Genomic DNA, 12295 nt, shown 5'->3' with positions numbered 1-12295 from the left:
CGGTCAGCCCGCGGGTTAAGCGGTAAACATCTGGGCCGCCTTAACGGCGGTCTCCCAGAGACCAAAGATAAGTGATGCGCCGATAAACAGCGCCAGGATCAACGCCACGGCCGCGTGGAGCTTGCCTGAATATCCGTTATCATGGCCCTCAGCCTCAGCCTCAGCCTCAGCGTCCATAACGGCCTTGCGGTCGGCGTCAGCCTTAGCTTTGACCACCGTCGGATCCTCCATGTACTTCTCGGCCACCGGACGGACCAGGATATTGGCGATGAGGCCAACGGCCAGCAGGCCGCACATGATAAACAGGGATAGCTTGTATAGCTCTGGGCCCTCGTAGCCCTTGGCGCCCTGATTCTCCAGGACCATGTTGACAATAAGTGGACCCGCCACGCCCGCTGCGGACCACGCGGTGAGCAGGCGTCCATGGATGGCCCCCACCTGGTATACGCCAAACAGATCCTTCAGGTAGGCCGGAATCGTTGCGAAGCCGCCACCGTAGAAGGACAAGATGATAAGCGCACAGGCAACGAAGACCACCAGGTTTGAGGAACCGAATAGGGCCACGACCAAGTACAGGAGGAGGCCCATGCCCAGATAGACCATGTAGATGTTCTTGCGGCCAATGATGTCAGACAGGGAGGACCAGACGAAGCGCCCGCCCATGTTGGTCAGCGACAATAGGCCAACAAACCCAGCGGCCGCCCCGGCGGTAATGGCCGGGAAGTAATCCTGAATCATCGGTGCGGCATTCTCAAGGATTCCGATACCCGCGGTGATGTTCGTAAACAGGATGATCCACAGCAACCAGAACTGGGGCGTCTTGATGGCCGTGTTGGCGGAGACGTTGCCGGTGGTCTTCATTGCATCGGGCTCGGCCGGTGCGGCCGGCCCACCGCTTGGCTTCCAGTCGGGGTGAGGGATGCGGATGGAGTAGGCACCCAACGCGATGACCACAAGGTATAGGACGGCGAGGGTAAGGAACGTGCCGCGCAGTCCGGCGGCAAGCTGGGCGGTATCCGAACCGCCACCAAAGAACTCCATCATGCGGTTGGACGCCGGCGACGCGATCAACGCACCGCCGCCAAAGCCCATAATCGCCAACCCCGTGGCCAGGCCCGGGCGGTCTGGGAACCACTTCATCAACGTGGACACCGGCGAAATGTAACCGATACCCAGGCCAATGCCGCCGATGAAACCGTATCCAAGGTAAACCAGCCACAGGTGGCCGGCTTGAATACCGAAGGTGGCGATAAAGAATCCCAATACCCATAGGGTGCCGGAAACCGTCATCGATACGCGCGGGCCTACCCGCTCAACCCACGTGCCAAACAGCGCTGAGGAAATGCCCAACATCAAAATGGCAAGGGAGAAAATCCATCCCACGGCCACATCCTGGACGCCAAAGTGCTCCATGAGCGGAATCTTAAAAACGGAGAAAGCATAGACCTGGCCGATGGACAGGTGGATCGCCAGCGCCGCCGGCGGAATCAGCCAGCGATTAAACTCCTTGGGAGCGATAATCGCGCTGCGAGAGAAATATGACATTATTCTTAGCCTTTATTCATTACGGTGTATAAGCGCTCGCAGCCCTTGGATGCGCCGCGCGAATCATGGGGTTACCGGGTGAATCTTGGAACCGGAACATGATAACCCGCCCGCCCGCGGCTTCGAGCGGGATTGCGGATAAAACCTCGCGGGGTTAAAGCGGGCAAGCAAAAAGCCCCAACCACAAAGGCTGGGGCTTTGATAGCGGTTGCGGGCCCTACTGTTAGGCGCCCACATCACGCTTTACTTGAATGGGAAGCCGAGCTCCTTGAGCAGCTTGCGGCCTTCCTCATCGGTGGTAGCGGTGGTCACTACGGTGATGTCCATACCACGAGGGCGGTCGATCTTGTCGATGTCGATCTCGTAGAACATGGACTGCTCGGACAGGCCGAAGGTGTAGTTGCCGTTGCCGTCGAACTGCTGATCGGACAGGCCGCGGAAGTCACGGATACGTGGCAGCGCGATGACCAGCAGGCGGTCCAGGAACTCCCACATGCGGTCGCCGCGCAGGGTAACCTTTGCGCCGATTGGCATGCCCTCACGGAGCTTGAAGTTAGCGATGGACTTCTTTGCGCGGCGCAGCTGTGGCTTCTGACCGGTAATTGCGGTCAGATCCTCGAGCGCACCGTTGATGACCTTGGAGTCACGAGCGGCTTCGCCAACACCCATGTTGACAACAACCTTGGTGACGCCAGGAATCTGCATGACGTTCTCGTAGGAGAACTCGTCCTGCATGGTCTTGCGGATTTCCTCGCGGTAGCGAGCCTTCAGGCGTGGAGTGTAGTTCTCGCTCATTGTTTAGATGTCCTTCCCGTTGCTACGCGCGATGCGGACCTTCTTGCCGTTCTCATCGAAACGGTAGCCCACGCGGGTTGGGTTGCCCTCAGAGTCAACAATCGCAACGTTGGAAACGTGGATTGGGGCTTCCTGGGTAACAATGCCGCCGGACTCAGCGCCACGCTCAGCGGCGGAGTTTGCAACGTGCTTCTTGATGCGGTTTACGCCCTCAACGAGAACCTTGTCACGCTGTGGGTATGCCTCGATGACCTTGCCCTTCGCGCCCTTGTCAGGACCCGAAATAACAATCACCATATCGCCCTTATGAATCTTCATAAGATTAGATCACCTCCGGTGCGAGAGAAACGATCTTCATGAAGCGCTTGTCGCGCAGCTCGCGCGCGACTGGGCCGAAGATACGGGTACCGCGTGGCTCGTTGTCACCCTTGAGGATGACGGCCGCGTTCTCGTCGAAGCGGATGTAGGAACCGTCCGGACGGCGGGTTTCCTTCTTCGCGCGAACGATAACAGCCTTGACAACTTCGCCCTGCTTTACGTTGCCGCCTGGGACGGCTTCCTTGACAGTGGCAACTACAACGTCACCAATGCCGGCAAAACGTCGAACGGAACCGCCGAGGTTACGGATGACGAGAATCTCTCGTGCACCAGAGTTATCGGCGACTCGCAGACGAGATTCTTGCTGAATCACTGCTTGGTCTCCTGACCTGGATTATTGTGCGTAAGATTTCCGGCCTTAACGCACCTGGTCTACTTGCTTGCGGCTTGAAGTGTGCAACGAACTAGTCGAGGGGTCTCGGCAAGGGTGGACCGGAAACTTCCACGCCGGAGCCGACCGGCTTCAAGCAACCCGAATATTTAACCACATCGCCCCGGCCTGCACAAATCCAGGTTAGGGGCATCTGCGCTGGGAGGCGCGGGCCCCTCTGTACGATATATGGGGTGAGTATTCAAAGCCTCGAATCAGTGACCGCCCTGCGGGATAAGCTAGCCGCGGCCAGGTTTCGCCCCGAAGACCAGACCGGGGCTGATGCCAGCGCCATCGTCGCCCAGTTGGATGACTACGTCCTGCCCCGCCTGGCCAATATTGACGCCCCTCTACTGGCCGTGGTGGGCGGCTCCACCGGCTCCGGCAAGTCAACGCTGGTCAATTCCACAATCGGCGAGAAGGTCACCGCCTCCGGCGTTATTCGCCCCACCACCCGCCAGCCATCCTTAGTTGTCAACCCGGCGGATGCTGAGTGGTTCAATTCCCCTCACGTGCTCCCGGATCTGCCGCGCACCCACGGCCCTGAGGAACCCGGCGCACAGGCTGATTCCCTCCGCATCGTCGAGACCCCGCGCCTGTCCCCGGGACTTGCCCTGCTAGACGCGCCGGACTTTGATTCCATCGATGATAAGAACCGCGCCCTCGCCTCCCAGCTGCTGGCCGCCGCCGACCTGTGGGTGTTTGTGACCACCCCGGCGCGCTACGCGGATAACCTCGTGTGGGATTTCCTTAATGACGCGGCCGGCCGCGATATTGAGGTCCTCGTCATCTTGAACCGCGTGGATGAGGACGCCATGGCCACCGTGCCGCAGGACCTGCGCCGCATGATGGACGAAGCTGGCCTTAACGAATCCCGGCTCATTACTGTCCCATTCGCGAAGGATTTTGCCGAATTCCTTCCGGACGAGACCGTGGCCCCAGCCCGCGAAGTACTCTCCCGACTCGCCGCGGATTCCGCAGCCCGCCGCGAGATGGCAGGCAAGACGGTCCTAGGCGCTATGGAGCGCCTGGTCGCCCGCGTGGACGCCCTCTCCGAGGAACGCGCCCGCCAGGAGGCCTTCGCCGCCCAGCTGCGTGAGGCCATCTCCGCGAACTATGACCGCGCGAGTGAGCATGTCATTGACGCGACGTCGGATGGCAACCTGCTCCGCCAGGAAGTCATGGCCCGCTGGCAGGACTTTGTGGGGACCTCGGATGCCTTTCGCACAATCGAACGGTGGTATTCCTCCGCGCTGGACAAACTGGGGTCCTGGTTCAGCGGTAAACCTGCGCCGATGCGCGAGGTCGAAACCGAAATAGAGTCCGGCCTCCATGCCGTGGTCGTGGACGCCGCCGAGACCGCCGCCACCCGCTCCTGGTCCCACCTGGGCTCGGTGGCGCCTTCCCTGCGTGCCGACGCCGCCCCAGAGCTCGCCCACGCCTCCACCACCATCAACGGGTCCGCCTCTGAGCTGGTCCGCGAGTGGCAGACCGGGCTCATGGGTTACATCCAGGACAACGCGGCAGATAAGCGCATGAAGGCCCGCGTGATGTCCATCGGTCTCAACGTGGTGACCGTGGCACTCATGCTTGTGGTGTTTGCATCCACCGCTGGTCTTTCCGGCGGTGAACTAGCCATCGCCGGCGGTTCCGCCGTGGTGGGCCAGAAACTGCTCGAGACCATCTTTGGTGAAGACGCCGTTCGCCGCATGGCAAGGCACGCCCGCGAGGATCTCAACGCCCGCGTGCACGTCCTGTTCGAACAGGAAGAAGCCCGCTACAACGAACTCATTGACTCCCTGGCCTCCGGCACTACCTCCGGCGAGATGCGTCAGGCCGCGCGGCTTGCCGCCGCCGCGGTGCGTGAAGAGGCCGGGGTTGAGGCCATCGAGCCAGCCATCATCGATGGCGAGGTGATTGACGAGGTAAAGGAAATCGAGTCCGCTCGGCCAACAATGACCGCAAGCTTTATGGATCGCCTCAACCGCCTGCGCGGCGTCCCGGTTATCCGCGAGGAGGATCGCGATGTTTAAGAAAAAGCCCCAACTCTCCGAGCGCCTCGAGGCGCTAAATTCCGCCCGCGAGGCCGGCACTGCGTACCTGACCCCAACCGAGCTTGAGCCGCTCGACCGCGTGGCCAAGGCAGCCGCCGAGCGCCGCGAGCTCTCCGCAGACCACACCGTGGTGGGATTCTTCGGCGCCACCGGCTCCGGCAAGACCACGCTCTTTAACGCCGTGGTGGGCGAGGACCTAGGCAAGTCTTCTCCCCGCCGCCCTACCACTTCTTCCCCACTGGCTGCCGTGTGGGAGCCCCGCGGTTCCGAGGCGCTGCTTGACTGGCTGAGCGTGGAAGACCGCCGCAACCGTTCGGGCGAATTCGCCCCGGGCGCTGGGCCGCTTATTCTGCTTGACCTGCCCGACTTTGACTCCGTGGAGCTTTCTAACCGTGAAATCGCCACGCGATTGGCGGGCCAGGTAGATGTGCTGGTCTGGGTCACAGATCCGGAGAAGTACGCTGATTCCATCATCCACGAGAATTTTATCCGCCCCCACGCCAACCACTCCGCGGTAACGCTGGCCGTGCTCAACAAAGCCGATAGGCTCCGTGACGGCGATGTCCAGGCCGTGTGCGAGTCCTACGCTCAGCTGCTGCGCGAGGACGGGCTTAAGAAGGTGAAGGTGGTACCGACCTCCGCTCGAGATGGCATGGGCATCGATGACCTGCGCAAGGAAATCACCCGCGTGGCCAAGGCTCACAACGCCCAGACCCGGCGTATCGAGGCAGATCTTTCCGCCGTAACTACTCCGTGGACCGAGGGCGCCGCTATCCAAGGCGTGCCGAAGTCCGCCAAGAAGGAGATGGACACGCTGCTTTCCGAGGCCGCCGGCGCCGAGGAACTCGCTAACGCCACGTCCAAGGCCTACCGGCAGCGCCTCGGGCAAACCACCGGCTGGCTCCTGACCTCGTGGATCACGAAGCTCAAGCCAGATCCGCTGCGCCGCTTGGGCCTGCGCGAGGAGGCCGACGAGCTCGGCGTCCGCCGCACGTCCATGCCCGAGCTGGACGCCTCACGCAAAGCAATTGCCAACAAGGGCGTGCGCCACTACGCCGCGGCTGCCTCCGAAGGCCTGCCGAACGCCTGGTCTTCCGCCGTCTCTGACCGCGCCGAGGCGATCGCCGAGAAAATGCCGGACCATCTGGACCGCGCGGCCTCCGGCACCAAACTGCCCGCGCAGCCGTCCGGCGCCTGGAAAATCTTCCAGGTCATCCAGTGGTTCGCGCTGCTCGCCGCGCTGGTGGGCGTGGCGTGGTACCTTGCCGTGGCATTCCTGCCAGGCGTGCTGGTTCCGCTCCTCGGCAATGAATTGACCCCCGAGGTCGAGGGCTGGTCAATCCCAACCCTGCTCATTGCGGGCGGATTGTTGTTGGGCATTCTGCTGGGCACGCTAATCGCGGTCTTCGGCGGCTTCATCGGCGCCGGCATCAAATCCCGCACCCGCGCCGCCCTGCGCAGGAAGGTGGCCGAGACCTCCGAGAAGCAAGTGGTGGAGCCGCTGGGTGCGATCCGCCAGGATTACGCGACCTTCCTCAGTTCCATCCAGACTGCAGCGGGCAGATAACTACAGCTCGCACCGGCCCTTACTGTTGACGGGCCCTTCCCATTAGCGGCCCGCAGCCCCACCTTTCACTTGGGCCTAGCGCCCGTAAGGGCCCTCCCGGTTAGACGGTGGTCAACCGTAAGCAACTGTGGCCTCAGCCCGTGAGTTGTCACCTTTATGCAGAAGACTAATCCTGCTTACTCAGTGTCCCCAGTCATAATCTTGGACTGGTTGATCTGAGTCCCACTGCCCCGCAAGGTAGGCCAGGGTAGGGATTCCTGGCTGAGTTGGCAGCAATTGCGATGGCAGTGGGGCATCCATGGTTTCTCCCGTGATTGGCAATAGAGTGACTTCATTAGACCGCTCCTTACAGCCGGCGGGGTGTTTATTGGGGGCTACTCCCCGCCGCTGCCGAGGTGGACTAAACTATCCCCCGTATCCATGAGAAGAAAGGTGCTCCATGCTCCAGCGCGGTGAACTCTTAGTCGACGACCTGATTGGCAACCGGCGCGTAGTGCGCCCCGGCGAGTCACTGACCATCGGCCGCCTTTCCGATTTCGTGGTCGGCGCCGAGGATACCTCCCTCCACCGCAACTTCCTTCAGGTATGGAGCAACGGCAGCCAGTGGTACATCAAAAACATCGGTTCTTTCGTCTCCGCTTCCATCCAGCCCCGCGCGGACAAGGCCTACACCGCGGAAAAGCTGCCGGCGGGTGGCCGCAAAATCCTGCAACCCGGGGTCTCTAGTATTTACTTCTCCACCCCGCAGATGGACTACGAGATTGAAGTAACCGTGGCCGAGGGGGTCAGGGAGCCCGAGTATAGCTTCCCTCCGGACGGCACCTTCACCGCGAATACCTTCGAACCCAACGCGGAGCAGCGCGAACTCCTCCGGCGCCTGGCCCAGCCCCTGCTGGACCACCCCTATAAGGAGCCGCGCATCGCGGTAAAGTCCCATGAGGAACTGGCCGCGGACTTGGGCTGGAGCTCCAAGAAGCTTGAACGGAAGATCCAATACATCGCGGACACGCTAGCCAAGCTTGGAGTGCCCGAATTCCAGCCCGGAACAAAGGTCACCTGGCGCATCGTGTTGGCCGAGTACGCGGCACAGAATCCGCACCTGTTTAAGTAGTGCCCCGCACTCGTGGGCAAGGCCCACTGCTCCCATGTTGGCACTGAAGTAAGCATCAGCTCCCGCCCCTTCGCTCCAACTCATTAGCGCAATTATCGATCCTAGACTCGATACGCCGCTTCAGGTCCACCTCACCTATCTTTATCGCGGCCGGATGCGTCCGTGGTATTGCAACGCTAGCTCGGTGCCCGACAAACAAACCGGCGTGCCAAACCCTCTTGGCCGTGGCGACGGATGTACTTGCCCTGCTCATCGAACCGTCTACCCCGGGGCTCAGCTCCCCTCAGGAACAGCTCTTGATTCCCCGTGAGGGCGGATTCTAGTGGTCGTGGAAACACGGTTCTAGTTTTCGTTGGCACAGCCTAGCAGTTCAGCCATCTTTTCGGCTGGTTTGGCGAATCCTAGGGTTGCGCGTGGTCTGTCGTTGAGTTGCATGGCTACGAACTCGAGGTCTTCTTTGGTATGGACCGATAGGTCAGTGCCTTTGGGGAAATACTGGCGCAGCAGCCCGTTGGTGTTTTCGTTGCTTCCTCGCTGCCATGGTGATGCAGGGTCACAGAAGTACACCGGGCAATCTGTGGCAATGGTGAAGGACTTATGACCAGCCATTTCACTTCCCTGATCCCACGTTAACGAACCACGCAAATGCGCCGGCAACTGCTCGATAGCATCAACGAGCGCGTTGCGTACTTCCACAGCACCGTGGCCGTTGGGCAGGTAAAGCAACATCACGTACCTGGTGCTGCGTTCTACAAGGGTGCCGATTGCTGACTTGTTTGCTTTGCCCAAGATGAGGTCGCCTTCCCAATGTCCAGGGACTGCGCGATCGTCGACCGTTGCAGGCCGCTGAGAAATCATCACCGGTTGCGTCCGCTAGCGTGGTGTATCTGTAGCCCGCGGTAGGCCTTGTGCCGGTGCACAATGAGGCGACCATCGCGGGTACCTTTCGAATCAACTCTTACCTATCCTCGAAAGGAAGTACCCTGCGATGGCCGCTGACCCCAATCATATCGATCCGACCGCGTATGTCGAAGAGCTACTGACTCAAGCCTCCCCAGACCTGATGCGCCAAATGCTCACTGACTTCATCAACCAGATTCTCTCCGCCCAGGCAGACACCGTCTGCGGGGCAGATTATGCAACAGTCTCGCCGGATCGTACAAACACCCGCAATGGTTACCGTCACCGACAGCTAGATACCCGCGTCGGCAGTATTGATGTGGCAATCCCGAAGCTACGCACCGGCTCATTTTTCCCCGACTGGCTGCTAGAGCGCCGCAGCCGCACCGAACGCGCCCTGACCACAGTTATCGCCACCTGCTACCTCAAGGGGGTCTCCACCCGCAGGATGAACGACCTAGTCGCCACACTCGGTATCAACAACCTATCGAAATCACAGGTCAGCGAGATGGCCAAAGAGCTTGACACGATGGTCGAACAATTCCGTACCAGACCATTGGACCAGGGCCCGTATTACTACCTCTCCTGTGACGCGTTGACGATGAAAGTGCGGGAAGGCGGCCGAGTCGTCAAAGCCAGCGTGCTACTGGCCACAGGTGTCAACGCTGACGGCTACCGCGAACTGCTTGGCATGCAGGTTGCCACCGCGGAATCTACCGCGTCGTGGACGGGTTTCTTCCGCGACCTCATCGCCCGTGGCCTCACCGGGGTATTCCTGGTCACCAGTGATGCCCATCTTGGTATTCAAGCAGCCGTGGGTGATTGCCTGCCGCAGGCTAGTTGGCAGCGGTGCCGCACCCACTTCGCGAAGAACCTATCAGCCAAGGTACCGAAGACCCAGTGGCCGACCCTATCAGCAATGTTTCACACGATCTTCCAGCAACCCGATGCCACCAGCGTGTGGATCCAGGCCAGGGATGTGGTGGAGTTCTGCCAGCACAAGTTCCCGAACGTGGCAGGCTACCTCGAGGAGTGTCTCGACGAGCTGTTGGCGTTTACCGCTGCGCCGAAAGCGGTGTGGAGCAAAATCTGGTCGAATAACCCCACTGAACGGCTCAATAGGGAGATCCGCCGGCGTAGCGATGTCGTAGGAATCTTCCCAAACCGAGACGCTGTTGTGCGCCTTGTTGGGGCGGTTTTGGCCGAACAGCACGATGACTGGATCCAACAGAAGCGTTATATGTCACTGGCCAGCCTGACACAGACCAAAGACATCATCGCCGCTGGGGTCATCGACGAGGACCGCGACAACAACCAGGAAAACGCCGCATGAATACCCTCACCCCACATCCCCGAGACGGCCCCTAAACCACCGCCATGAAACTAACCCCAGATTCGAAATACAGATACACCACTACCCAGGACTTGACCTCATCACCATGGGATCGCTAAACCGTTGACGTGGAATGCGCTGATTGCCAGGCTTGCGCACGGCGCGGCCTTGACGCAGGCACGCAGCAATTTCTTTCTTCAGCTCCCCTTTAGCTTGGAAGAACAACGACATGTAGATAGTTTCAGGACACACCCTCATAGTGTCATCGTCAGGGAAGTCCAGACGCAACCGATTCGAAATCTGCACCGGCGAATACCGCTGTTTCAGCAACGACCACACCACCTCATGCAGTGCCGCGTTCGTGTCGAGTTTGCGTGGCTTTGGCCGAAACCTGCGCAGCACCGATTTCCTGTGAGCTGCATGCGGTAGATACAGCCCACACTCGTCGCGATTGCGTGCCATTTCCTTGCTTATCGTTCCAGCAGAGCGTCCCAATCGTCGGGCAATAGCACGCACACCAAGGCCTTGACGGTGCAAATCGGCGATGAGTTCGCGCTCCTCGACGGACAAATACCGTGAACTGATGCGCTTGTCTATTGCGTGCTGTGGGATGACTTCGACGGGTACTGCTAGGCGGCCGTCAACATAGGGCAAGACCTGCATAAGTCTTTTATAGAGCGCGACATCGGGTCCGTCGGGGACAAACGGCACGCGTCCTACAGGATTGAGCTTAATAACTGCCTTGTCGATATCGAGGGCGTCGCGCGGATTGGTCCCGACGGCTTCTGCGGCGTCCTTTCGGCCCATTGCGCTAACCCGCAGCGTCAAATACTCACAGCGACGTGACGTGGCGTTTGCGCGACGACCATGCCGATTGCGGTGCCACAGGCCACGCTCAATACCAATGCGGTAGACCACGCTCGGGGTCAGATTGAGCCGGGACGCAATCTGCATTGGCTTCACGCCCTGCTTCCACAGCTGTTCAATGCGTTGAGCATCTGGCCTGGAAAGAGTCTTCTTACTGCGAATAGGCAGCTGAAGTTCGCGGGCTAAACGATAAGCAACATTCAGGCTAAGGCCCAATTCCGTCGCGGCACTACACACGCTGCGGCCACCGTGGACTAAGACGCACAGCTGCTCCACCACCTCCGGCGAAGGATCCCAACGACTCGACACCACAAACACCACCAATCAAGGTCAGGTGTTTCGACGATCCCTAGAATCCGCCGAGGAATAGAAGATCGCAAAAGCCCCGATACAACTAAGTATCGGGGCTCGTGCGGAAAGTTAATTCAGCTGCCGGGGCGTTGCGCCCCGAAGGAATTACTTAGCCTTCTCGATGATTTCAACGAGACGGTAGTGCTTGTCCTTGGACAGCGGACGGCACTCTTCGATGCGGACGCGGTCGCCGACGCCGGCGATCTCATCCTCATCGTGCGCCTTCACCTTGGAGTTGGAGCGCATGATCTTGCCGTACAGGGCGTGCTGCTTGCGGTCCTCGAGCTCAACTACGATGGTCTTCTGCATCTTGTCAGAGATAACGTAGCCGGAGCGAACCTTGCGTGCGCCCTTTTCCTTCTTAACGTCAGTCATTATGCCTCAGCTCCTGGAGTGGTGGACAGACCAAGCTCGCGCTCGCGCAGAACGGTGTACACGCGCGCAATGTCGCGCTTTACGGTTCCGATGCGGCGGTTGTTGGTCAGCTGGCCAGTGGCCTTCTGGAAACGAAGGTTGAACAGCTCTTCCTTCGCATCTGCAAGACGCTGCTCCAGCTCGGCGTTATCGAGCTCGCGGAACTCGTGTGCAGGGGTACCGGTTGCCATTAGAACTGGTCCTCCTTCTTGATGATGCGGACCTTGCAAGGAAGCTTCTGGCCAGCGCGGCGCAGAGCCTCGAGTGCAACAGCCTCATTTGGGTAGCTCATCTCGAAAAGTACGCGGCCTGGCTTAACGTTGGCCACCCACTTCTCAACTGGGCCCTTACCGGAACCCATACGAACGCCAAGTGGCTTCTGGGTCAAAGGACGGTCAGGGAAGATGTTGATCCAGACCTTGCCACCACGCTTGACGTGGCGGTTAATGGCAATACGAGCTGCCTCGATCTGGCGGTTGGTGATGTACGCAGGCTCCAGAGCCTGGATAGCGTAATCACCGAAGTTGATGCGGTTACCGCCCTTGGACACGCCGCTACGAGTAGGGCGGTGCTGGCGACGGTACTTAACGCGCTTTGGAATCAGCATGGA

General features: G+C 60.0%; 11 protein-coding genes and 2 pseudogenes. 4 read left to right on the top strand and 9 right to left on the bottom strand.

The window, feature by feature from the left end; all coding sequences use genetic code 11:
• Nucleotides 1-15 precede the first annotated feature (15 nt).
• The 4 genes from CENDO_RS01980 to rplN form a co-directional block, all read right to left on the bottom strand.
• On the bottom strand, nt 16-1545 hold the full coding sequence (locus CENDO_RS01980; protein ID WP_136140537.1) for an OFA family MFS transporter: 1530 nt from the start codon (nt 1543-1545) through the stop codon (nt 16-18).
• Nucleotides 1546-1788: 243 nt separating this feature from the next.
• Nucleotides 1789-2340: a 50S ribosomal protein L5 gene (gene rplE / locus CENDO_RS01975; RefSeq protein WP_136140536.1), complete on the bottom strand. Its 552-nt coding sequence runs from the start codon at nt 2338-2340 to the stop codon at nt 1789-1791.
• A gap of 3 nt (nt 2341-2343) precedes the next feature.
• Nucleotides 2344-2658 carry a 50S ribosomal protein L24 gene (gene rplX, locus CENDO_RS01970; protein ID WP_136140535.1) on the bottom strand — a complete coding sequence of 105 codons (315 nt, stop codon included), beginning with the start codon at nt 2656-2658 and terminating at the stop codon, nt 2344-2346.
• A 4-nt stretch (nt 2659-2662) separates the two neighbouring features.
• Nucleotides 2663-3031: a 50S ribosomal protein L14 gene (gene rplN, locus CENDO_RS01965; protein WP_136140534.1), complete on the bottom strand. Its 369-nt coding sequence runs from the start codon at nt 3029-3031 to the stop codon at nt 2663-2665.
• A 251-nt stretch (nt 3032-3282) separates the two neighbouring features.
• Between rplN and CENDO_RS01960 the strand changes: the two genes are divergently transcribed.
• The 3 genes from CENDO_RS01960 (at nt 3283) to CENDO_RS01950 (ending at nt 7820) form a co-directional block, all read left to right on the top strand.
• Nucleotides 3283-5121, top strand: coding sequence for a GTPase family protein (locus CENDO_RS01960; protein ID WP_210726555.1), 1839 nt, complete (start codon nt 3283-3285; stop codon nt 5119-5121).
• The gene (locus CENDO_RS01955; protein WP_136140533.1) at nt 5114-6709 is read left to right on the top strand and encodes a GTPase; all 1596 of its coding nucleotides are present in this window, start codon (nt 5114-5116) and stop codon (nt 6707-6709) included. The genes CENDO_RS01960 and CENDO_RS01955 overlap by 8 nt, the downstream gene beginning before the upstream one ends.
• A 439-nt stretch (nt 6710-7148) precedes the next feature.
• Nucleotides 7149-7820 (top strand): hypothetical protein, encoded by a 672-nt coding sequence (locus tag CENDO_RS01950; protein WP_136140532.1) that lies wholly within the window; start codon nt 7149-7151, stop codon nt 7818-7820.
• Between the two features lie 342 nt (nt 7821-8162).
• Here CENDO_RS01950 and CENDO_RS01945 read toward each other — a convergent pair.
• Nucleotides 8163-8681: pseudogene (locus CENDO_RS01945) on the bottom strand (IS30 family transposase); the annotation flags it as partial.
• Between the two features lie 127 nt (nt 8682-8808).
• Here CENDO_RS01945 and CENDO_RS01940 point away from each other — a divergent pair.
• Nucleotides 8809-10053 (top strand): IS256 family transposase, encoded by a 1245-nt coding sequence (locus CENDO_RS01940; RefSeq protein WP_136140269.1) that lies wholly within the window; start codon nt 8809-8811, stop codon nt 10051-10053.
• A gap of 93 nt (nt 10054-10146) precedes the next feature.
• Here the strand turns inward: CENDO_RS01940 and CENDO_RS11120 are convergent.
• The 4 genes and pseudogenes from CENDO_RS11120 to rplP all read right to left on the bottom strand — a co-directional run.
• Nucleotides 10147-11229, bottom strand: a pseudogene (locus CENDO_RS11120) (helix-turn-helix domain-containing protein); the annotation flags it as partial.
• 147 nt (nt 11230-11376) lie between these two features.
• Entirely contained in the window at nt 11377-11646 is a 270-nt protein-coding gene (rpsQ, locus tag CENDO_RS01930; RefSeq protein WP_136140531.1) for a 30S ribosomal protein S17, read from the bottom strand.
• Nucleotides 11646-11876: a 50S ribosomal protein L29 gene (rpmC, locus tag CENDO_RS01925; RefSeq protein ID WP_136140530.1), complete on the bottom strand. Its 231-nt coding sequence runs from the start codon at nt 11874-11876 to the stop codon at nt 11646-11648. The genes rpsQ and rpmC overlap by 1 nt, the downstream gene beginning before the upstream one ends.
• The gene (gene rplP / locus CENDO_RS01920; protein WP_136140529.1) at nt 11876-12292 is read right to left on the bottom strand and encodes a 50S ribosomal protein L16; all 417 of its coding nucleotides are present in this window, start codon (nt 12290-12292) and stop codon (nt 11876-11878) included. Before rplP ends, rpmC begins: the two co-directional genes overlap by 1 nt.
• Nucleotides 12293-12295: the final 3 nt, after the last annotated feature.

It is taken from the genome of Corynebacterium endometrii (assembly GCF_004795735.1).
In the GTDB taxonomy this organism is placed as follows: domain Bacteria; phylum Actinomycetota; class Actinomycetes; order Mycobacteriales; family Mycobacteriaceae; genus Corynebacterium; species Corynebacterium endometrii.
The sequence above is the reverse complement of the archived record's forward strand: the minus strand, read 5'-3'. Positions and strand labels throughout refer to the sequence as shown.

Excerpts from the sequence above, each read along its gene's own strand:
- rplP (WP_136140529.1), bottom strand. The coding sequence starts at position 12,292 with ATGCTGATTCCAAAGCGCGTTAAGTACCGTCGCCAGCACCGCCCTACT.
- rplE (WP_136140536.1), bottom strand. The coding sequence starts at position 2,340 with ATGAGCGAGAACTACACTCCACGCCTGAAGGCTCGCTACCGCGAGGAA.
- CENDO_RS01950 (WP_136140532.1), top strand. The coding sequence starts at position 7,149 with ATGCTCCAGCGCGGTGAACTCTTAGTCGACGACCTGATTGGCAACCGG.
- rpsQ (WP_136140531.1), bottom strand. The coding sequence starts at position 11,646 with ATGACTGACGTTAAGAAGGAAAAGGGCGCACGCAAGGTTCGCTCCGGC.
- rpmC (WP_136140530.1), bottom strand. The coding sequence starts at position 11,876 with ATGGCAACCGGTACCCCTGCACACGAGTTCCGCGAGCTCGATAACGCC.
- rplX (WP_136140535.1), bottom strand. The coding sequence starts at position 2,658 with ATGAAGATTCATAAGGGCGATATGGTGATTGTTATTTCGGGTCCTGAC.
- CENDO_RS01955 (WP_136140533.1), top strand. The coding sequence starts at position 5,114 with ATGTTTAAGAAAAAGCCCCAACTCTCCGAGCGCCTCGAGGCGCTAAAT.
- CENDO_RS01940 (WP_136140269.1), top strand. The coding sequence starts at position 8,809 with ATGGCCGCTGACCCCAATCATATCGATCCGACCGCGTATGTCGAAGAG.
- CENDO_RS01980 (WP_136140537.1), bottom strand. The coding sequence starts at position 1,545 with ATGTCATATTTCTCTCGCAGCGCGATTATCGCTCCCAAGGAGTTTAAT.